This is a genomic window from Geothrix fermentans DSM 14018, assembly GCF_000428885.1.
Classification (GTDB): Bacteria; Acidobacteriota; Holophagae; order Holophagales; family Holophagaceae; genus Geothrix; species Geothrix fermentans.
The window spans coordinates 18,923-37,247 of the sequence record NZ_AUAU01000019.1; the positions used below are offsets into that span (position 1 = coordinate 18,923).

Genomic DNA, 18,325 nt, shown 5'->3' on the forward strand with positions numbered 1-18,325 from the left:
CCGCCCCGTGCGGCCGGTCCCCTCCGCGTCCACCGGAGCCTGAATGTACGACGTCGTGTTCCTCACGGATCAGCTGGGCCGGGGCGGGGCCGAGACCCAGCTGGTCCGGATCGCGACCTCCCTGCGCCAGCGGGGCTGGCGGGTGGCGATCCTCTCCCTCTTCCCCGGGAGCGACTTCGAGCCTGAGCTCCAGGCGGCCGGCATCCCCCACCACTACTGCGAGACCGTCCGCCTCCCCAAGGACCGGCCCCTGATCCCCGTGGCGATCACCTTCCGCCTCATCCGCTACCTGCGGGCCTGGCGGCCCACGACCCTGATCTGCTTCAGCTACCACTCGGACCTGGCCGGCCGCTTCTGCGGGCGGCTGGCGGGGGTCCCGGTCATCCTCGGTTCCCTCCGCACCGCCTTCGCCAAGACTCCGTTCCGGGAGAAGGTCTACCGCTACACGGAGCCCCTGGTCGACCTCACCGTCTCGAACTCCCAGGCCGGCATCGACTACATGGTCTCCCGCCACGCACTCACCTTGAGGAAGACGCACGTGATCCCCAACGGCATGTTCATCTCCGACTTCCCCTCACCCGCCCCCCGCGAGGAGGTGCGGGACGAGCTCGGCGTCTCCCCGGAGGCCTTCCTCTGGATTGCCGTGGGCACCCTGAATCCGGCGAAGGACTACCCCACCCTCCTCGAGGCCGCGGCCCGCTGCGCCCGGGCCGAGCCCCGCTTCCGGCTGCGGATCGCGGGCGGCGGCGAGGCCCTGGAGGATCTCCAGGCCGACGCCGATGGCCGGGGCCTGGCGGGGACCGTGCAGTTCCTCGGGAAGCGCACGGACGTGGCGCGGATCCTGAAGGCGGCGGATGCCTACGTGCTCTCCTCCGCCTGGGAGGGCCTGCCCAATGCGGTGATGGAGGCCATGGCCTCGGGCGTTCCCGTGGTGGCCACGGACGTCGGCGGCGTGGAGGACCTCGTCGAGTCCGGCCGCTCCGGATGGATCGTCCCGCCCCGGGACCCCGCCGCCCTGGCGGAACGGATGCTGAAGGTGATGGCCCTGGATCCGGACTCGCGCACCCGCGTGGGCGCCCTGGGACGGGAGCGCGTGGCCAGCCGCTTCGATCAGGAGCGCATCGCGGACCGCTGGGAGGGGCTGATCCAGCGGACCTCCGCGGCCACGCGGCACTTCCTTCCGAGGCAGGCCCCGGCCTTCATCGTCTCGCTGGATTTCGAGCTGCTTTGGGGCATGTGCGACAAGCAGACCATCGCCTCCTACGGTGACCACGTCCTGGGCGAGCGCGAGGCCATTCCCGCCATGCTCAAGCTCTTCCGCCAGTACGGGATCCGGGCCACCTGGGCCGCGGTGGGCATGTCCCTCTTCGACAACCGTGAGGATCTCCTCCGCCACCTGCCGGACCTGCTCCCCACCTACGAGCGGGAGGACCTGAACCCCTACCGGATCCTGGGCGACATCGGCGACGACGAGCGATCCGACCCCTACCACTACGGGCTCTCCATGGCGCGGCAGATCCTCGACTGCGAAGGCCAGGAGCTCGGCAGCCACACCTTCTCGCACTACTTCTGCCTGGAGAAGGGCCAGACGGAGGCCCAGTTCCGGGCGGACCTCCAGGCCTCCATCGCCTCCATCCAGCGCCTCACGAAGCGCCCTGTGAGCTTCGTGTTCCCGAGGAACCAGTACAACCCCAGTTACCTGCCCGCCTGCGCCGAAGCGGGCTTCACCTGCTTCCGCGGCAACGAGAAGGCCTGGATGTACCGCGAGACCCCGGACGGGGACCAGTCCCTCCCCCTGCGCATGACGCGCCTGCTGGACCACTACGTGAACCTCTCCGGTTCCAACGGCTTCCTGCCGGGCGAGGAGGCGGGCCTGGTCAACTGCCCGTCCAGCCGCTTCCTGCGCCCGGTCCAGCCCTACCTGGAGCGCCTGGAGGGCCTGCGCCTCCGGCGGATCAAGAGCGCCATGGCCGCCGCGGCCCGGGCCGGCGAGAGCTTCCACCTCTGGTGGCATCCCCACAACTTCGGGACCCGCCTCCAGGAGAACCTGGCGAACCTGGAGGAGCTGCTGCGGTTCCACGTGGGGCTCCGGGACCGCTACGGCGTCGTGCCCCTCACCATGGGCGAGGTGGCGGCCCGGACCCGCGCCGGCCTGGCCCCATCGGCCCTCGCCGGAGTTGGGGTCGGGGTGGAGGAACGCTGATGCCGCAGGCCTCCGCAGGGCAGGAGCCCCCGGCCGGGGCCGGAGAGGCGGGGCGGCGGGTCCGCCGGTCCCGCTACTACCTCGGCCCCGCCTTCGTGGTGGAGCACGGTCCCGACCCCGTCGAAGGTCCCGTGCGGGGGATGGGGGTCGTCCTCCTGCCGCCCCTGGGCTACGAGGACACCTGCGCCTACCGTCCCCTCCGCGTCCTTGCGGACGCCCTGGCGCGGGAGGGGCACGTGGTCCTGCGCCTCGACTGGCCCTCGCTGGGTGACAGCGCTTTCGACTCCTTCCAGGTGGACCTCGTGGCGGATGGCGCCGCCCTGGGGGGGGCCGCGGTCCGGTCTCTGCGCGAGCGGGGCTTCGGGCGCATCGCCGGCATCGGCGTGCGGGGCGGGGGCCTCCTCGCCCTGGGCGTCCCGGGCCTGGACGACCTGGCCCTTCTGGGCGTCCCCGCCAGCGGGAAAGCCTTCCTCCGGGAGGAGCGCGCCTTCCACCAGACCGCGGCCAAGGCCTACGGCCAGCGGCCCGGCGATGCCGAACCCCTCCCCGAGGGCGCCGTGGAGGCCGGCGGCTTCATCTACGGCCCCCGCACCGTGGCCGCCCTCCAGCAGCTCGTCGCGGAAGCGAGGGTGCTGGATGGTGGAGCGCGGCGGGTCCTCGTGATCTACCGGGACGGCATCGCCGCCCCGCCCAGCCTCCTGGGGGCCTTCGAGCGGGCCGGAGCCGAGGTCACCGTGTCGTCGGCCCCGGGCCTCGGCGCCATGCTCGAGACCTCGTACCACTCGGAGCTGCGCCCCGAGATCGAGGCGGCCGTGCGGTCCTGGCTGGCCACGGCGGAGTCGGGCTGGGTGGAACCGGCCCCCGCCGCGGGGCGGGAGCAGCTCGAGCTGACGGGCGGAGTCGCCGAGCGCCCCGTGGTGCTCCCCGGCGAGGTGGGGGAGCTGTCGGGGATCCTCTGCGAGCCGCGGGGCGGGGTGGCGCCCGGGGCGGCCTGGACGCTCTTCCTGAATGCCGGGGGCGTCCGGAGGTCCGGCCCGAACCGCCTCTGGACCCGGGCGGCCCGCGCCTTGGCGGCCGCGGGAACGCCCTCCCTGCGCTTCGACGTCCGCGATGTGGGCGACAGCGACGGGACCAGCACCCCCCACCGGGACCTGGAGGCGATGTACAGCGAATCCGCCATCCAGGACGTGGTCCAGGCCTACGACTGGGCCCGGGCCCGGGGGGCGGGGGAGATCGACGCGGTGGGCCTCTGCTCCGGCTCGTTCCTGGGGATCCAGCTCGCCGCGCGCCGCCCGGTGCGGCGGGCCCTGCTCTTCAACGGCCTGGCCTTCGTGTGGAACGACGACGCCCGGGCCTCGGGGGTCACCAGCCACATCGGCGAGTCCCTCTTCGACCTGCGCCGCTGGCGCCGCCTCCTCACGGGCCGCATCAACCCCATGGGCGTGCTCCGGGCCATCGCCGCCAAGGGCTGGATGACCGCCGCCGCCGCGGTCTCGCGCCTCCACCGCCGTCCCCCCGCGGACGAGGTGGATGCCCTGTTCCAGGCCGTCGCAGGGAAGGGAACGCGGCTGCGCCTCGTGTCCAGCGAGGGGGACCCGAGCCTCCCCTACCTGGAGCGCCACCTGCCGCCGGACCACCGCCCCCCCCTGACCGTCCTGCCTGGCGTGGACCACACCATCCGTCCCGTGTGGGCCCATGACCGCGTGGTGGAACTGATCATGGAAAAATAAGTCATTGAATCAAAGATTGAATCGGAAGAATCCCACTAGCCAGAGTCCCCTCACGCGCCTAGACTTCTAACCAAGTCCGTGGATTCGGTATCAATGCATGATTTTTCCACTTCGATCTCATGTGAGTCCTGCATGGTTCAGAACGAAATTCGAGACCTCGTCATCAAGCACGCCCGGCTCTCCGCGGACGTGAGCGTCCTGACCGACCGTTCGGACCTCTACGCGGCCGGGCTCACCTCCCTGACCACGGTGAACCTCATGCTGGCCCTGGAGGATCACTTCGACATCGAATTCCCGGACCGGATGCTGGTCCGGAGGACCTTCGGAAGCATTCAATCCCTCGCCGAGGCGGTCGAGGCCTTGAAGGCGTCGTGATCAGGACCCCCGCCGGACGACAGGAGTGTGGCATGCGCGAACCCGCGTTGCAGCCGGAGCGAGAGAGCCTTTCGACCCTCCTCGGGCGGGTCCATGACCTGGGCCGCGAAGCCATCGCCCCCCACGCGGAGGCAGTGGACCGCGAGGGCCGCTTCCCCGAGGAGGCCTTCCGGGCCCTGAAGGAGGCCCGCCTGCTGAGCTGCTACGTCCCCACGGAGCTGGGGGGCATGGGCCTGAACATCGCGGATCTCTCGAAGCTCTGCGAGGTCCTGGCGGGCTACTGCGGCTCCACCGCCATGATCTTCGCCATGCACCAGATCCAGGTCGCCTGCATCGTGCACCATGCCCTGGGCTCGGCCACCTTCCGGGACTACCTGCGGGACCTGGTGCGCCACCAGTACCTGCTGGCCTCGGCCACCACGGAGCTGGGCATCGGCGGCGACGTCCGGTCCAGCCTCTGTGCCGTGGCCGTGGCGGACGGCCGCTTCACCCTCGAGAAGCAGGCGCCGGTCATCTCCTACGGCGAGGCCGCCGACGCCATCCTCGTCACCTGCCGCAGCTCGCCCGAGGCCGGCCGCAGCGACCAGTCCCACGTCCTGGTCCGCAAGGAGGGCTGCGTGCTCAAGCCCCTCTCCGGCTGGGATACGCTGGGCTTCCGGGGCACCTGCAGCTCGGGCTTCACGCTCACCGCCGAGGGGGCCGCCGGGCAGATCCTGCCGGTGCCCTACGCCGAGATCCACGCGAAGACCATGCATCCTTTCTCCCACATCGTGTGGAGCTCGCTCTGGACGGGCATCGCGGCGGACGCCGTGGCCAGGGCGCGGAGCTTCGTGCGGGCCGAGGCCCGCAAGACTCCGGGCACCCTCCCCCCCTCAGCGCTGCGCCTGGCGGAGGTGGACACGGCCCTCTTCTCCATGCGGGCCGGTGTCCAGCAGGCGGTGGCGGAGTACCTGCAGCTGCTGACTGGGGAGGACCCGGAGGCCTTCGAGTCCAACTACGGGTTCGCCCTGCGCATCAACAACCTCAAGGTGGTCTCGTCCCAGCTCATCATCGACATCGTGGGCCGGGCCATGCTCATCTGCGGCATCAGCGGGTACCGCAACGACTCCAAGTTCTCCCTGTGCCGGCAGCTGCGGGACGCCTACGGCGCCGCGCTGATGGTCAACAACGACCGCATCCTCGGCCAGAGCTCCACCATGCAGATCCTGCAAAGGGAGGGATGACCATGTGCGCTCCCGTCGCCACCGACGCGTACAAGACCTACCTCGACGAGCTGACCCGCGCCGGGCTCCTCATCCCCTCCGGCGTGAAGGGCGTGTACGGCCGGAGCGGCACCTTCGAGCACGTCATCAACCAGTTCGAGGTCTTCGTCACCCGCATGGGCGCGCACCTGGACCCGGAAGTCATGCGCTTCCCCCCCGTCTTCAACCGGGAGCACTACGCCCGGATCAACCACATCCACAACTTCCCGGACCTCATGGGCTCCGTCCACAGCTTCCTGGGCGGGGACCTGGAGCACACGGAGCTGGTGCGGAAGTTCGAGGGCGGCGAGGACTGGAGCCGGGACCTGGACGCCAGCGAGGTCATGCTCATCCCCGCGGCCTGCTATCCGCTGTACCCCACGGCCACGGGCACCCTGCCCCCGCAGGGACGCATCGTGGACCTGAAGTCCTTCGTGTTCCGCCACGAACCCTCGGACGACCCGGCCCGCATGCAGATCTTCCGGCAGCGCGAGTACGTGCGGCTGGGCTCGGCGGACGAGGCCCTGTCCCACCGGGACGCCTGGCTGGAGCGCGGCGCGGAGATGCTGCGCTCCGCGGGCCTGGACGTGGAGCCCGTCGTGGCCAACGACCCCTTCTTCGGCCGGGGCGGGCGCATGATGAAGGCCACCCAGCGGGAGCAGACCCTCAAGTTCGAGCTGGTGGTGCCCATCTGCTCCGAAGAGAAGCCCACGGCCATCACCTCCTGCAACTACCACCTGGACTACTTCGGCCAGGCCTTCGATATCCGCACGGCCGACGGCCAATCCGCCCACTCCGCCTGCATCGGGTTCGGCCTGGAGCGCATCGCGCTGGCCCTCTTCAAGACGCACGGCCTCCGGGTCGACGCCTGGCCCGCCTCGGTGCGCCAGGTCCTGGAGCTCGGCTGAGCGCCGGGTCCGGCCTCCACCCTCCCACCATGGCCCAGATCCTCCCCCTCGATCCCGCCACCTACCGGCGCCACCCCATCCACGGCGAGAACCGCACCTGGGCGGAGACCAACTGCTATTCGGACGTGATCATCGAGCTGCTCCACGGGCTCGGCCACGAGCCCATGGCGGCCCTCCCCTTCACGCTGGCCATCGACTTCGAGGGGGACCAGTGGACCTTCTTCAAGTTCCCGCCTGCGGATCTCTTGGAGCTCTACGGCTTCGACATCCAGGAGCTGGCCCCCTGGCGGCCCCTGGTGGAGCACATCGAGGAGCAGGTGGGCGCCGGCCGGCCGGTGCTGGTGGAACTGGACTCCTACTTCCTGCCTGACACCGCCGGCACCGCCTACCGGCTGGCCCACGTGAAGTCCACGGTGGCCGTCAACGAGATCGACCTCGGGAACCGGCGGCTGGGCTACTTCCACAACCAGGGCTACCACACGCTCGAGGACCGGGATTTCATCGACGTCTTCCAAACGGAGGGGCTGGTCCACGAGCGCATGCTCCCGCCCTACATCGAGTACGTGAAGCGGGCCCCGCGCTTCACCCCGCCCGCGGGCGCCGCCCTGGTCGAAGCCTCCCTGGGCCTGCTCCGGCGGCACCTGGGCCGCATCCCCGAACGGAACCCCTTCCCCGCCTTCAAGGCCAAGTTCCAGCAGGACCTGGATTGGCTGCTGACCGAAGACATCGAGGCCTTTCACGCCTACTCCTTCGTCACCCTCCGCCAGTACGGCGCCTGCTTCGAGCTGGCGGGCACTTGTCTGGGCTGGCTCGCGGCCCAGGGCGTGGATCACCTGGCCCCGGCGCAGGCGGCCTTCGACCAGATCTCGCAGGCCACCAAGGCCTTCCAGTTCCAGCTGGCCCGCTCCATGAGCCGCCGGAAGCCCTTCGACCTTGCCCCCCTGGACGGCATGGCCGAGTCCTGGGCCGGCGCCATGGACCACCTGGATCGCCACTTCGGGGGGACCCGATGATGGAGTCCCACCCAGGGAGGCCGGCGGACCTCCTTCGGATCGAGCCCCTCCGGGCAGGGTGGGAGCTGGCCTCCTGCGCGCCAGGGGCCTGCGGAACACCGGCGGAGGCGCGGGACGCGGGCCTCACCTGGCACCAGGCCTCCGTCCCGGGGACCGTGGCCGGGAGCCTCGGCCTGGACCTGGACACAGGTCTGGACTTGGACGGGCTGGACTGGTGGTACCGCTGCACCTTCCCCGCGCCGCCCCGGGCGGACGGCGAGGTGGTCCGGCTCCGTTTCGAGGGTCTGGCCACCCTGGCAGAGGTCTGGCTGAACGGCACACGACTCCTCGAGTCCCGCAACATGTTCGTGCCCCGGTCCTGCGACGTGCCGGACCTCCTCCGGGAGGGCAACGAGCTGGCGATCCACTTCCGGGCCCTGGAGCCCGAGCTTGCCCTCCGCCGGCCGCGGCCCCGCTGGAAGACGGCCCTGGTGGCCCACCAGGGCCTCCGCTGGTTCCGCACGACGCTCCTGGGGCGCATTCCGGGCTGGACGCCGCCCCTTCCGCCCGTGGGACCCTGGCGCCCCGTCAGCCTGGAGCGGATCCGCCGGGCGGACCTCCTGCGTCTCGACCTCCGGACCCAGGCCGCGGGAACCGAGGGCCGCGCCGCCCTGGAGGCTGAGGTGCGGGTCCTGGACGGGTCCCGGATCACCGGGGCCAGCCTCCGGATCGGCCCCCATGCCTTTCCCCTGGCCGTGGAGGCGGGCCCTGAGAGCTTCCGCATCGCCGGGGAGGCCATCCTGGCCGGGGCCCCCCTCTGGTGGCCGCACACCCACGGCGACCCTGCACGCCTCGAAGGTGTCCTCCACCTGGAGGCGGAGGCCGGTCCCATCGCCTTCGGCTGCGGTCTTCTCGGCTTCAAGTCCGTGGCCGTGGACCGCCGGGAGGGCCGGGTGCAGCTGGTGGTGAACGGCCGGCCCGTGTTCGCCCGGGGCGCCTGCTGGACCCCGATCGATGTCCGCTCACTGGATGGGGCTCCCGGGGAGCTGCGGCGCACCCTGAGCCTGGCCCGCGACGCTGGCATCAACCTGCTGCGGGTGGGCGGCACCATGGCCTATGAGTCGGACGCCTTCTACGGCCTCTGCGACGAGCTCGGGATCCTGGTGTGGCAGGACTTCATGTTCGCCAACATGGACTACCCCTTCGGCGACCCGGACTTCCACGGGGCGGCCGTGGAGGAGGTGGACCACCTGCTGGGCCGCCTCCAGCGCCACCCCTGCCTGGCAGTCTACTGCGGAGGCAGCGAGATCGAGCAGCAGGCGGCCATGCTGGGCTTGCCGGAATCCGAGTGGTCGGGCCCCTTCTTCGCCGAGGAGCTGCCGCGCCTCTGTGCAGAGCGCCACCCCGGCATCCCGTACTTCCCGTCCACGCCCACGGAGGGGGCGCTGCCCTTCCATCCATCTGCGGGCCTCGCCCACTACTACGGCGTGGGCGCCTACCGCCGCCCCCTCACGGACGCGCGGCTGGCCAGGGTCCGCTTCACCCCCGAATGCCTGGGCTTCTCCAACGTGCCCGAGGAGGAGGGTGTGGAGGACGTCTTCGATGGGGCCCGGCCCGTGACCCACCACCCCCGCTGGAAGGCCGGCGTTCCCCGGGACGGTGGCGCCGGCTGGGATTTCGAGGACATCCGCGACCACTACCTGTGGGCCCTCTTCGGCCTCGACCCCGTGGGGCTCCGCAGCCAGGATCCGGAGCGCTACCTGGCGGTCTCCCGCGAGGTCAGCGGCGAGGTCATGAAGGCCGTCTTCGCAGAGTGGCGCCGGCCCGGCAGCGGCTGCGGCGGCGGCCTCGTGTGGTTCCTCAGGGATCTCCGCCCCGGCGCGGGCTGGGGCCTCCTGGACAGCGCCGGCCGGCCCAAGGCCGCCTTGTGGCACCTCCGCCGGGCCTGGGCCCGGCAGGCCCTCCTGCTCACGGACGAGGGCCTGGAGGGCCTGCACGCCCACCTCTTCAACGAGACGGACGCGGTGCTGGAGGCCCGCCTCGATGTGGACCTGTTCCAGGGGGGGCGGATCCCCGTGGGCCATGCGGAGCAGGCGGTGTCGGTTCCCGCCCACGGCGCCCGCAGCCTCTCCGCGGACGCCCTGCTCGGCGGGTTCTCGGACCTGACCTACGCCTACCGCTTCGGCCCGCCCCGGCACGACGTGGTGATCGCCCGGCTGGTGTCCGGGGACGGCGGGACCGTGCTGGCCGAGGACGTCCACTTCCCCCTGGGCTGGAACCTCCCCTTCCAGGACTCCGGTGGGGTCACGGCCGCCCTGGAGCCGGGGACGAAGGGCACCTTCACCCTCCTGCTCCAGTCCCCGGTGTTCCTCCAGTCCGTGGCACTTGCCTCCCGCAGCCACGGACCCGGCGACAACCACTTCCACCTGGCGCCGGGACGGCCGAGGCGGATCCGCTTCACACCCCGGGGGGATCCCTCCGCCCCCTTCCGGGCCGAGCTCACCGCCCTCAACCTCCGCGAGGCCCTGCCGCTCCGTGGGGACCCTTGAGCCGGCGGATACAGGAGACCTGCCCATCCGCATGCTTCTCGAAATTCCCTTAGCTGCAAGCAACTGATTGAGAAATAATCGCCTCGTCGCATCAACCACGGGACGGGCCGTTCGGTCAACCAACGCAAGTCACTGGGAGTGGAACCTCATGCGCATCGCAGTCGTGGGCCTCGGATACGTCGGACTTCCCCTCGCGCTGGAGCTTGCCAAGCAGTTCCCCGGCACGGTGGGCTTCGACATCCACGCGGAGAAGGTCGCAGAGCTGCGCGGCGGCGTGGACCGCACCAAGGAGGTGGACCTTGCGGCCCTGCGCGACACCTCGCTGAAGATGACCTCGAACCCCGAGGACATGCGGGGCTGCGACTTCATCATCGTGGCCGTGCCCACGCCCATCGACGGCTGGAACCGCCCGGACCTCACGCCCATGCTCAAGGCCAGCGAGACCGTGGGCAAGGTGCTGGGCAAGGGCGCCATCGTCGTGTACGAATCGACGGTCTTCCCCGGCGTCACCGAGGAGATCTGCGGGCCCGTCCTCGAGAAGCACTCCGGCCTCCGGAGCGGCGTGGACTTCAAGCTGGGCTACTCGCCGGAGCGCATCAACCCCGGCGACAAGGTCCACACCGTGGATCAGATCGTGAAGGTGGTCTCCGGCCAGGACGAAGCGTCGCTCAAGGTCATCGCCGGAGTCTACGGCGCCGTCATCCGTGCGGGCATCCATGAGGCCAGTTCCATCAAGGTGGCGGAGACGGCCAAGGTCATCGAGAACACCCAGCGCGACATCAACATCGCCCTCATGAACGAGCTGGCCATCATCTGCGAGAAGGTGGGGATCCGCACGGCGGAGGTGCTGGCCGCGGCCCGCACCAAGTGGAACTTCCTCCCCTTCAGCCCGGGCCTGGTGGGCGGACACTGCATCGGTGTCGATCCCTATTACCTCACCACCAAGGCCGAGGAGATGGGCTACCAGCCCCAGGTCATCCTGTCCGGGCGGCGCATCAACGACAGCATGGGCGCCTACGTGGCCCAGAAGCTGGTGAAGCTGCTCATCCAGCAGCAGATCCCCGTGAAGCCCGCGAAGATCGGCATCCTCGGCCTCACGTTCAAGGAGAACGTCCACGACATCCGGAACAGCAAGGTGCCGGACATCGTGGAGGAGCTGCGCCAGTTCGGGGTGGATCCCCTGGTCCACGATCCCCTGGCGGATCCCGAGGGAACCCACGAGGAGTACGGGATCCGCCTCTCCCCCTTCGAAGCCTTCCACGACCTCGACGCCCTGGTCCTCGCCGTGAACCACAAGGCCTTCCTGGCCTCCGGCCCCGGTCCCCTCCGCGCCTGCATGAAGCCTGCCTCCGTCTTCGTGGACGTGAAGTCCTGCTTCAAGCCCGGGGACTTTCCGGAACCCACCGCCTACTGGAGTCTGTGATGAGCCTCTACCAGGCGCTCTGCCAGGACCTCCAGGCCAGCCCGAAACGCTGGCTCGTCACCGGCGTGGCGGGCTTCATCGGCTCGAACCTCCTCCAGAAGCTGCTGGAGCTGGACCAGACCGTGGTGGGCCTGGACAACTTCTCCACGGGGAACCCCGCGAATCTGGAGAGCGTGCGGGAGTGCGTTCCCGCCTCGGCCTGGGAGCGCTTCACCTTCATCGAGGGCGACACCCGGGACCTGGCCACCTGCCAGAGGGCCTGCGCCGGCGCCGAGGTGGTGCTGCACCAGGCCGCCCTGGGCTCCGTGCCCCGCTCCATCAAGGATCCCATCGCCAGCCATCAGTCCAACGTGGACGGCCTGCTCAACATGCTGGTGGCCGCCCGGGATGCGGGCGTGCGGCGCATGGCCTATGCCTCCTCCAGCTCCGTCTACGGGGACGACGCGGGACTCCCCAAGGTCGAAGCCCGCACGGGCCGGCCCCTCTCGCCCTACGCCCTCACCAAGGTCATCGGGGAGCAGTACGCGGCCATCTTCGCGCGCACCTACGGCTTCCGCACCATCGGACTCCGCTACTTCAATGTCTTCGGCCCCCGCCAGAACCCCAACGGACCCTACGCCGCCGTCATGCCCAGGTGGCTCCAGGCCCTGGTGGACGGCGAAACCTGCGCCATCCATGGCGACGGCGAGACCAGCCGGGACTTCTGCTTCGTCGCCAACGCCGTCCAGGCCAACCTCCTGGTGTCCGTGGCCCCGGACTCGGCCCTGGGCGAGGTCTTCAACGTCTCCTACGGCGGCACCACCTCCCTGACCCGCCTCTACTGGATGATCGCGGACCGCTTGGCCCTCGCCCACCCCGGCTTCCAGCGGAAGGACCCCGTCTACGGCCCGCCGCGGGAGGGCGACATCCAGCACTCCCAGGCGGACCTCTCCAAGATCAAGGCCCACTTGGGCTACGCGCCCACCCACTCCGTGGCCCAGGGGCTGGACGAGCTGGTGCCCTGGTTCGCGGCCCGCGCGGTCCGGCTCTGATGCGCGTCGCGGTGCTCGGCGGCGCCGCCAGGGACCTGGTGAACTTCCGGGGCCACCTCATCGGCGAGCTGGTCCGAACGGGACACACGGTCTACGGCATCGCCCCCGGGGGCACGCCCGCCATCCGCGCGGACCTGGAGGCCCTGGGCGCCACCTACGTGCCCATCGCCCTCGACCGCACGGGCCTGAACCCCCTCCGCGACGCCCTCAGCCTGCTTCGGCTCTGGCGCCTGTTCCGCGGGCTCCGCCTCGAGGCCCTCCTGGCCTACGAGGCCAAGGCCGTGACCTTCGGCACCCTGGCGGCCCAGCTCGCGGGGGTGTCCCACCGCTTCGCCATGATCACGGGGCGGGGCACCACCCTTCAGGGCGAGGCCTCGGGCCTGCGCCCCCGCGTGGTCCGGGCGGTGGTCAAGGCCCTCTACCGCCGGGCCCTGCGGCGCTGCCGGGGAGTGCTCTTCCAGAACGAGGATGACCTCGCCTTCTTCCGCGCCGAGAGGCTCCTGGCCATCCGTACGGCCGCGCGGATCGTCAACGGCTCCGGCGTGGACCTGGGCCACTTCGCGCTGGCGCCCCTGCCCGCGGGACCCGCCACCTTCCTCTTCGTGGGCCGCCTCCTGCGTGACAAGGGGCTGTTCGAGTTCGCGGAGGCGAGCCGCCGCCTGGGGGGCCCCGGGGCGCGGTTCCGCATCCTGGGCCCCCTGGACAGCAATCCCAACGCCATCCGGGCGGACCAGGTGGAGGCCTGGGTCCGCGAGGGGGCCGTGGAATACCTGGGCGAGGCCGAGGACGTGCGCCCCAGGCTGGCCGAGGCCCACGTGCTGGTGCTGCCCTCCTACGGCGAGGGGACTCCGCGATCGGTGCTGGAGGCCATGTCCATGGGCAGGGCCGTGGTGACCACCGATGCCCCGGGCTGCCGGGCCACGGTACGGGACGGCCTCAACGGCCTCCTGGTGCCCGTGCGCGACAGCGCCGCCCTCGCCGCCGCCATGGGCCGGCTGGCGGCGGACCGTGACCTGGTGGCCCGCATGGGCGAGGCGGGGCGCCGGATCGCTGAGGAGACCTACGACGTGCGCAAGGTGACGGCGGACATCCTGGCCTTCATGGACCTGCCTCCCGGGCCGCCCGAGGCCCACCGGTCCCCTGCCGCCCTGCCCCTCCCGCATCCCTGAGCCCGTCCATGACGTACCTGGCGTACATCCTCCGGAAGATCGCCCAGAACCCGGGACGGGCGGCGCGGTCCGGCTTGAAGTACGTCACCGAGTACCTCATGGACCGGCGGATCGGAGTCTCCACCTTCCGCCGGGACTTCGTCTCTCCGGCCTCTTCCGGCGGCGACAGCCGGCCCTGCCAGCCCGCCCCCTACGAGGTGCTCAGCGACATTGCCGGCCACCTGCGGGCCACGGGCTTCCCCCTCCGGACCTTCCTGGACGTGGGCTGCGGCGCGGGCCGCCCCCTGGCCTTCTTCTCGAGCCTGGGCTTCGAGCGCATGACGGGTATCGAGATCAATCCCGAGGTCGCGGAGCGGGCGCGGCGGAACATGGCGCGCATCAGGCCGGCCTGGAACCGCGCGGGGCGCATCGAGATCCTCTGCGCCGACGTCCTCACGGCGGACGTGGATTTCACGGGAGCCGTGGTCTACCTGGCCAATCCCTTCGGGCGGGCCACCATGCAGGCCTTCGCCGCGAAGCTCAAGGCCCAGCTCCAGGCGCAGCCGGACCGGGAGATCCTCCTCTACTACGTGCTTCCGCTGCAGGCCGAGGCCCTCGCGGAGGCGTTCCCTCGGGCCCAGCGGCTCCTCGCGGGGGGGCCGCTGGAGGCTTGGCAGTTCTTCCGCCTGGACGCCGCCTCGGGCGGCTAGGATCGCCCGAGGTTGGGATGCCTCACTCGTACCGGTAGTGGTAGGCGTAGCGGTAGTGCGTGTGGTTGCCCCCCATGCGCAGCGGCTGCACGTCATTGAAGACGCAGCCCAGGACGGGGAGCCCCTGGCGGTCCAGGCGCTTCAGGCAGGCCCGCAGCTCCTCCATGGGGTGGAGTCCGTACTTGGCCACCACGAGCACGCCGTCCACCCGCGACCCGACGATGAGCGCGTCCGTGACGGCCAGCACGGGCGGGGCGTCGAGGATCACGTAATCGTAGGCCTTGGCGACCTGGGCGAGGAACGACTCGAAGGCATCCGTCATGAGGAGCTCCGACGGGTTCATGGGGATGGAGCCCGACATCATCAGGTCCAGGCGGGGCACCGCCGTCTTGTGCACCACGCTCTCCCATTCCGCCGTCCGGGCCAGCACGTCGGACAGCCCGCCCGCGCGGTCCCGGGACCAGAACTGCCGGTGCAGGGAGCCTTTGCGGAGGTCCGCATCCACGGCCAGCACCCGGCTTCCGGCCCGCGCCAGCACGGCGGCCAGGTTCCCGCTGACGAAGGACTTGCCGATGCCGGGGGAGGGGCCCGTCACCATGATCGTCTGGCAGGCGGAGCGGCCCTTGGCGAAGTGGAGGCTGGTGCGGAGGCTGCGGAGGCTCTCGGTGGCCAGGTCATCGGGATTGAGGGCCGCCAGCAGGTGGAGGCCGTCCTCCCCGTTCTGGATGGCCTGCCAGTGCGCTTCCTGGGCCTTGCTGTGGGGGATGGTCACCAGCACGGGGATGCCGAGCCGGGCTTCGATGAGGCGGTGGTCCTCCACTCCCGGGCTGAAGGCCTTGCGGAGGATGGCCAGGCCCACGCCCACCAGCACGCCCAGGAAGGTGAAGAGACCCATGAGCAGGGTGCGCCGGGGCGCCACGGGGATGGGATCGGGCGTGGCGGGGTCCACCACGCTGATACCGCCCACCTCGCCCGCGCTGCTGATGCCCAGCTGCTGGATGTTGTTGAGGAGGGCTGTATAGAGCTCCGTGTTGATGGCCACCTCGCGGCTCAGGCGCACCACCTCCTGCTGGGCGCCCGGCAGGGTGCGCACCTTCGCGTCAATGCGGCCGCCCTCCGCCCGGAGCTGCTCGATCTGGCGGTTGAGGGTGGCGACGACGTCCGAGTCCTCGCGGTAGGTGCGGAGGAGGTCCTGCTTCTTCTGCTCCAGGGCCGAGATCTGGGTCCTCAGGTTGGAGCCCTGCTGCAGGTAGGCGTCCGCCTCCCGGGCCACATCCACGGAGCCCGTGCGGCTCCGGAAGCGGTTGAGGCGGTTCTCCGCGTCATCGAGCTTGGCCTTCACCTGGGGGAGCTGCTCCTTGAGGATGGCCAGGGTCTGCGAGGCGCCGGCGTTCTTCCGCTCGATCTTGTGCTGGATGTACTGCTTGATGACCTCGTTGAGGATCGCGGCGCCGGTGGTGGGGCTGGCGCACTTGAGGGTGAGCCCCAGCACGTTGGTGAGCTTGCCCTTCTCGGCCACGTCCAGGCTCCGGCGCAGGCTCTCCAGGGCCTCCGCCTCGACCTGCCGCTCCAGGGTGAACACCTGGCCGGGCTTCGCATGAAGGCTCCGCACCGTCAGCTTCAGGTCGGCGCCGCCGTAGGTCGCGCTCAGCGGCTGGCCCACCTCGCCCGAGCCCAGGGGCGCGCCCTTGGGGGAGTCCAGGCGGAAGGCGTTCCCGGAGAGGGCCGTCAGGCGGAAGACCTGGCCCTTCAGGTGCTCCGGGAGGCTGAAGGCCTCCACCTCGATGCGGGGCGCCTCCGGGTCCTTGCGGGCCAGGGCCTCGCCCACGATGGGGGCCAGCTTGGGCTCTGCCTTGAGATCGAGATTGAGGGCCTCCACGGTCCGGCCGAGCACCAGGCTGCTCTGGAGGATCTCCACCTCGCTTTGCGCCTCGGTGGGCCCCGAGAAGAGGCCCTCCATCTTGGCGAAGGCCGGGTCGGAGGTGGCCGTCCGCTTGGGCTGGACCTGCAGCAGGGCCTGGACCTGGTAGACGGGGGCCATGCGCCAGACGTAAAGGCCGCCCACGCAGAGGAAGAGGATCAGGGAGGCGAAGATGAAGCGCCTTCCCTCCCAGAGGTTGGCGAACCACTCCATGAGCCCCAGCTCCTCGGACTCGTCGGGGCGGCGCAGGGGCCTGAACGGGGGCTCGGTGGAATCCAGCCGGGCGGGGGGGGTTCCGGGGGCAAGCGGAGCGTTCATGCCGACCTTTGCTTGGGCGTCAGATGAGGCGGCCAGTCTGACACGGATTGACGGATGTGCTCGAAGGTGGCGCGGAAGGCCTCGGGGCCCCGCCGGAAGGGATCCTGGATCTCCCGGAGGGCGGGCGGTTGCCAGTGCCCCAGGAGGAAGATCCGGCCGAGCGCGCTGGGACACATCAGCCCGCACCAGGTCTTCTGGGATTCCTCCATGACCAGGATCAGGTCCGCGGCCGTGGCCATGTCGCAGGTCAGCTGGCGGCCGAGGTGGGCGGAGATGTCCAGCCCGGCGCCGGCCATGAGCCGCTGGGCCTCCGGATCCGCCGGCAGGCCCACCAGGGCACTGAGTCCCGCGGATTCCACCTGGATGTCCCGGGGCAGGAGGGCCCGGAGCAGGCCTTCGGCCATGGGCGCCCGGCAGTGGTTCCCCTCGCACAGGACCAGAATGTGGCGGATGGCGCCCGGGGTGCCGTCATTCATGGTTTGGAATTCAGCGAGGATCCCAGGTACTTGACGCTGGTGGCGGTGTTCAGGAGGCCCGTGTAGGTGGGCAGCACCAGGTTCAGCACCTGGGCCCAGCGCACGACGGAGCCCTTGTCCACGTAGACGATGTCGCGGGCCTGGAGGGGGAACCGGTCCGCCAGGATCATGGCGGTGGGGTTCTGGGCGTCCAGGTGGAAGACGTCCACGGCGTTGGTGGCGGCTCCCTGGCGGATCACGTAGATGGAGCGGGCGTCCGCGGTCTGGCCCTGGATGCCGCCCACGTCCTGGATGGCCTTGGCCAGGGAGAGGTTGCCGTGGAGGAGGGGGGTGGTCCCCGGCCTCACGAACTCGCCCATCATGTAGACGGGGGAATCCTGGAGGTTGGGCACGTGCAGGGAGTCCCCGTCCTGCAGGAGGATCTGGCCCACCCGGTTGCCCCGGGCCAGGAGGGCCTGGAAGTTCAGCCGCCAGGTCTGGTCGCCCCGGGAGAGGAGGATGCGGCTGTCATCGGCCGTGGGGAGGAAGCCCCCGGCGCGGTTCACGGCCTCGGTCAGGGTGAAGGGCACGTCCGTGACCGTGTAGACGCCGGCGTTGCGGACCTCGCCTCCCACGTAGACCTTCTGGGAGCGGTAGGCGATCACCTTCACGTCCACCTGGGGGTTCTGGAGCACCTTGGCCAGGAGGGAGGTGAGCTTGTCCCGGACCTGGGTGGCCGTGAGGCCCGCCACATGGAACTTGCCCACGTAGGGGAAGAAGAGGTCGCCCGCCTCGTCCACCACGTTGCCCGCGGCCGTGTCCTGCCGGTACTGCCCGAGGGGGAGGGTGATCTCCGGGTGGTCCCAGACCGTGACGAGGAGGATGTCCTGGGGCCCCACGCGGTAGGGCGAGACGGCCTTCTCCAGGACGCCGGGGGCGGGACCGGCCTCGGGGGCCCGCCGCTCCTGCTCCTGGATGGCGGCAGTGTTCAGGGGCCGGAGGGTGACGTTGAGCCCGTCCATGTGGGTGGACCGGGTGTCGGAGGGATGGACGTTCATCTTCATGCCGGGCGCCCGGCAGGCCGCCAGGAGCAGGGTCGCGGCCAGGGCGAGCCAGCGCTTCGCTTGGGTGGCACGGTGTCCCGCGGGCGCCGTGTCCGGGCCGGTTCGAGGGCGGCTCCAGGCTGGAAACCGGGTCCCGCACGCGTCGGATGGGCACATGGTACTCTCCGTGATGAAGGGACTAGATGTATCGCTATTTCCCACGAGCATGCAAGCAAAATAAGCATTATTTTGACTATAACCAGATGCTAGCATTCGCC

The 18,325-nt window shown here is 70.6% G+C and carries 14 protein-coding genes; 11 read left to right on the plus strand and 3 right to left on the minus strand.

Annotated features, from left to right (window positions below):
* Positions 1 to 43 precede the first annotated feature (43 nt).
* From G398_RS20290 to G398_RS0107955, 11 genes are all read left to right on the plus strand, one after another.
* The gene (locus G398_RS20290) at positions 44 to 2,203 is read left to right on the plus strand and encodes a glycosyltransferase (protein WP_084512244.1); all 2,160 of its coding nucleotides are present in this window, start codon (positions 44 to 46) and stop codon (positions 2,201 to 2,203) included.
* Positions 2,203 to 3,933: an alpha/beta hydrolase family protein gene (locus tag G398_RS0107910; RefSeq protein WP_026853196.1), complete on the plus strand. Its 1,731-nt coding sequence runs from the start codon at positions 2,203 to 2,205 to the stop codon at positions 3,931 to 3,933. Before G398_RS20290 ends, G398_RS0107910 begins: the two co-directional genes overlap by 1 nt.
* A 132-nt stretch (positions 3,934 to 4,065) precedes the next feature.
* A complete protein-coding gene (locus tag G398_RS0107915) occupies positions 4,066 to 4,308 on the plus strand; it encodes an acyl carrier protein (RefSeq protein ID WP_026853197.1) in 243 nt (80 codons plus the stop codon).
* A 32-nt stretch (positions 4,309 to 4,340) separates the two neighbouring features.
* Positions 4,341 to 5,531, plus strand: a complete 1,191-nt coding sequence (locus tag G398_RS0107920) for an acyl-CoA dehydrogenase family protein (RefSeq protein ID WP_043484317.1) — start codon at positions 4,341 to 4,343, stop codon at positions 5,529 to 5,531.
* Positions 5,528 to 6,457, plus strand: a complete 930-nt coding sequence (locus tag G398_RS0107925; protein ID WP_052571675.1) for an amino acid--[acyl-carrier-protein] ligase — start codon at positions 5,528 to 5,530, stop codon at positions 6,455 to 6,457. Before G398_RS0107920 ends, G398_RS0107925 begins: the two co-directional genes overlap by 4 nt.
* A 29-nt stretch (positions 6,458 to 6,486) precedes the next feature.
* Positions 6,487 to 7,470 (plus strand): DUF1839 family protein, encoded by a 984-nt coding sequence (locus G398_RS0107930; protein WP_026853200.1) that lies wholly within the window; start codon positions 6,487 to 6,489, stop codon positions 7,468 to 7,470.
* Complete coding sequence (locus G398_RS17120) at positions 7,467 to 9,998, plus strand: glycoside hydrolase family 2 protein (RefSeq protein WP_052571676.1); 2,532 nt, start codon at positions 7,467 to 7,469, stop codon at positions 9,996 to 9,998. Before G398_RS0107930 ends, G398_RS17120 begins: the two co-directional genes overlap by 4 nt.
* A gap of 148 nt (positions 9,999 to 10,146) precedes the next feature.
* Entirely contained in the window at positions 10,147 to 11,421 is a 1,275-nt protein-coding gene (locus G398_RS0107940) for a nucleotide sugar dehydrogenase (protein WP_026853201.1), read from the plus strand.
* Entirely contained in the window at positions 11,421 to 12,452 is a 1,032-nt protein-coding gene (locus G398_RS0107945; RefSeq protein WP_026853202.1) for an SDR family oxidoreductase, read from the plus strand. The genes G398_RS0107940 and G398_RS0107945 overlap by 1 nt, the downstream gene beginning before the upstream one ends.
* A complete protein-coding gene (locus G398_RS17125; RefSeq protein WP_043484321.1) occupies positions 12,452 to 13,621 on the plus strand; it encodes a glycosyltransferase family 4 protein in 1,170 nt (389 codons plus the stop codon). Before G398_RS0107945 ends, G398_RS17125 begins: the two co-directional genes overlap by 1 nt.
* 8 nt (positions 13,622 to 13,629) lie before the next feature.
* Positions 13,630 to 14,310: a methyltransferase domain-containing protein gene (locus G398_RS0107955; RefSeq protein WP_026853203.1), complete on the plus strand. Its 681-nt coding sequence runs from the start codon at positions 13,630 to 13,632 to the stop codon at positions 14,308 to 14,310.
* Between the two features lie 22 nt (positions 14,311 to 14,332).
* Here G398_RS0107955 and G398_RS0107960 read toward each other — a convergent pair whose 3' ends face one another.
* Genes G398_RS0107960 through G398_RS17130 form a run of 3 tightly spaced genes read right to left on the minus strand, consistent with a single transcriptional unit; the run spans position 14,333 to position 18,224 of the window.
* Positions 14,333 to 16,549, minus strand: a complete 2,217-nt coding sequence (locus tag G398_RS0107960; protein ID WP_084512247.1) for a polysaccharide biosynthesis tyrosine autokinase — start codon at positions 16,547 to 16,549, stop codon at positions 14,333 to 14,335.
* Positions 16,546 to 17,025 carry a low molecular weight protein-tyrosine-phosphatase gene (locus G398_RS0107965; RefSeq protein WP_043484324.1) on the minus strand — a complete coding sequence of 160 codons (480 nt, stop codon included), beginning with the start codon at positions 17,023 to 17,025 and terminating at the stop codon, positions 16,546 to 16,548. Before G398_RS0107965 ends, G398_RS0107960 begins: the two co-directional genes overlap by 4 nt.
* A complete protein-coding gene (locus G398_RS17130; RefSeq protein WP_169720631.1) occupies positions 17,022 to 18,224 on the minus strand; it encodes a polysaccharide biosynthesis/export family protein in 1,203 nt (400 codons plus the stop codon). The genes G398_RS0107965 and G398_RS17130 overlap by 4 nt, the downstream gene beginning before the upstream one ends.
* Positions 18,225 to 18,325 lie beyond the last annotated feature (101 nt).

What these genes read in the sequence shown, in the direction of transcription:
- G398_RS20290 (WP_084512244.1), top strand. Translation starts at nt 44, where the DNA reads ATGTACGACGTCGTGTTCCTCACGGATCAGCTGGGCCGGGGCGGGGCC.
- G398_RS0107910 (WP_026853196.1), top strand. Translation starts at nt 2,203, where the DNA reads ATGCCGCAGGCCTCCGCAGGGCAGGAGCCCCCGGCCGGGGCCGGAGAG.
- G398_RS0107915 (WP_026853197.1), top strand. Translation starts at nt 4,066, where the DNA reads ATGGTTCAGAACGAAATTCGAGACCTCGTCATCAAGCACGCCCGGCTC.
- G398_RS0107920 (WP_043484317.1), top strand. Translation starts at nt 4,341, where the DNA reads ATGCGCGAACCCGCGTTGCAGCCGGAGCGAGAGAGCCTTTCGACCCTC.
- G398_RS0107925 (WP_052571675.1), top strand. Translation starts at nt 5,528, where the DNA reads ATGACCATGTGCGCTCCCGTCGCCACCGACGCGTACAAGACCTACCTC.
- G398_RS0107930 (WP_026853200.1), top strand. Translation starts at nt 6,487, where the DNA reads ATGGCCCAGATCCTCCCCCTCGATCCCGCCACCTACCGGCGCCACCCC.
- G398_RS17120 (WP_052571676.1), top strand. Translation starts at nt 7,467, where the DNA reads ATGATGGAGTCCCACCCAGGGAGGCCGGCGGACCTCCTTCGGATCGAG.
- G398_RS0107940 (WP_026853201.1), top strand. Translation starts at nt 10,147, where the DNA reads ATGCGCATCGCAGTCGTGGGCCTCGGATACGTCGGACTTCCCCTCGCG.
- G398_RS0107945 (WP_026853202.1), top strand. Translation starts at nt 11,421, where the DNA reads ATGAGCCTCTACCAGGCGCTCTGCCAGGACCTCCAGGCCAGCCCGAAA.
- G398_RS17125 (WP_043484321.1), top strand. Translation starts at nt 12,452, where the DNA reads ATGCGCGTCGCGGTGCTCGGCGGCGCCGCCAGGGACCTGGTGAACTTC.
- G398_RS0107955 (WP_026853203.1), top strand. Translation starts at nt 13,630, where the DNA reads ATGACGTACCTGGCGTACATCCTCCGGAAGATCGCCCAGAACCCGGGA.
- G398_RS0107960 (WP_084512247.1), bottom strand. Translation starts at nt 16,549, where the DNA reads ATGAACGCTCCGCTTGCCCCCGGAACCCCCCCCGCCCGGCTGGATTCC.
- G398_RS0107965 (WP_043484324.1), bottom strand. Translation starts at nt 17,025, where the DNA reads ATGAATGACGGCACCCCGGGCGCCATCCGCCACATTCTGGTCCTGTGC.
- G398_RS17130 (WP_169720631.1), bottom strand. Translation starts at nt 18,224, where the DNA reads ATGTGCCCATCCGACGCGTGCGGGACCCGGTTTCCAGCCTGGAGCCGC.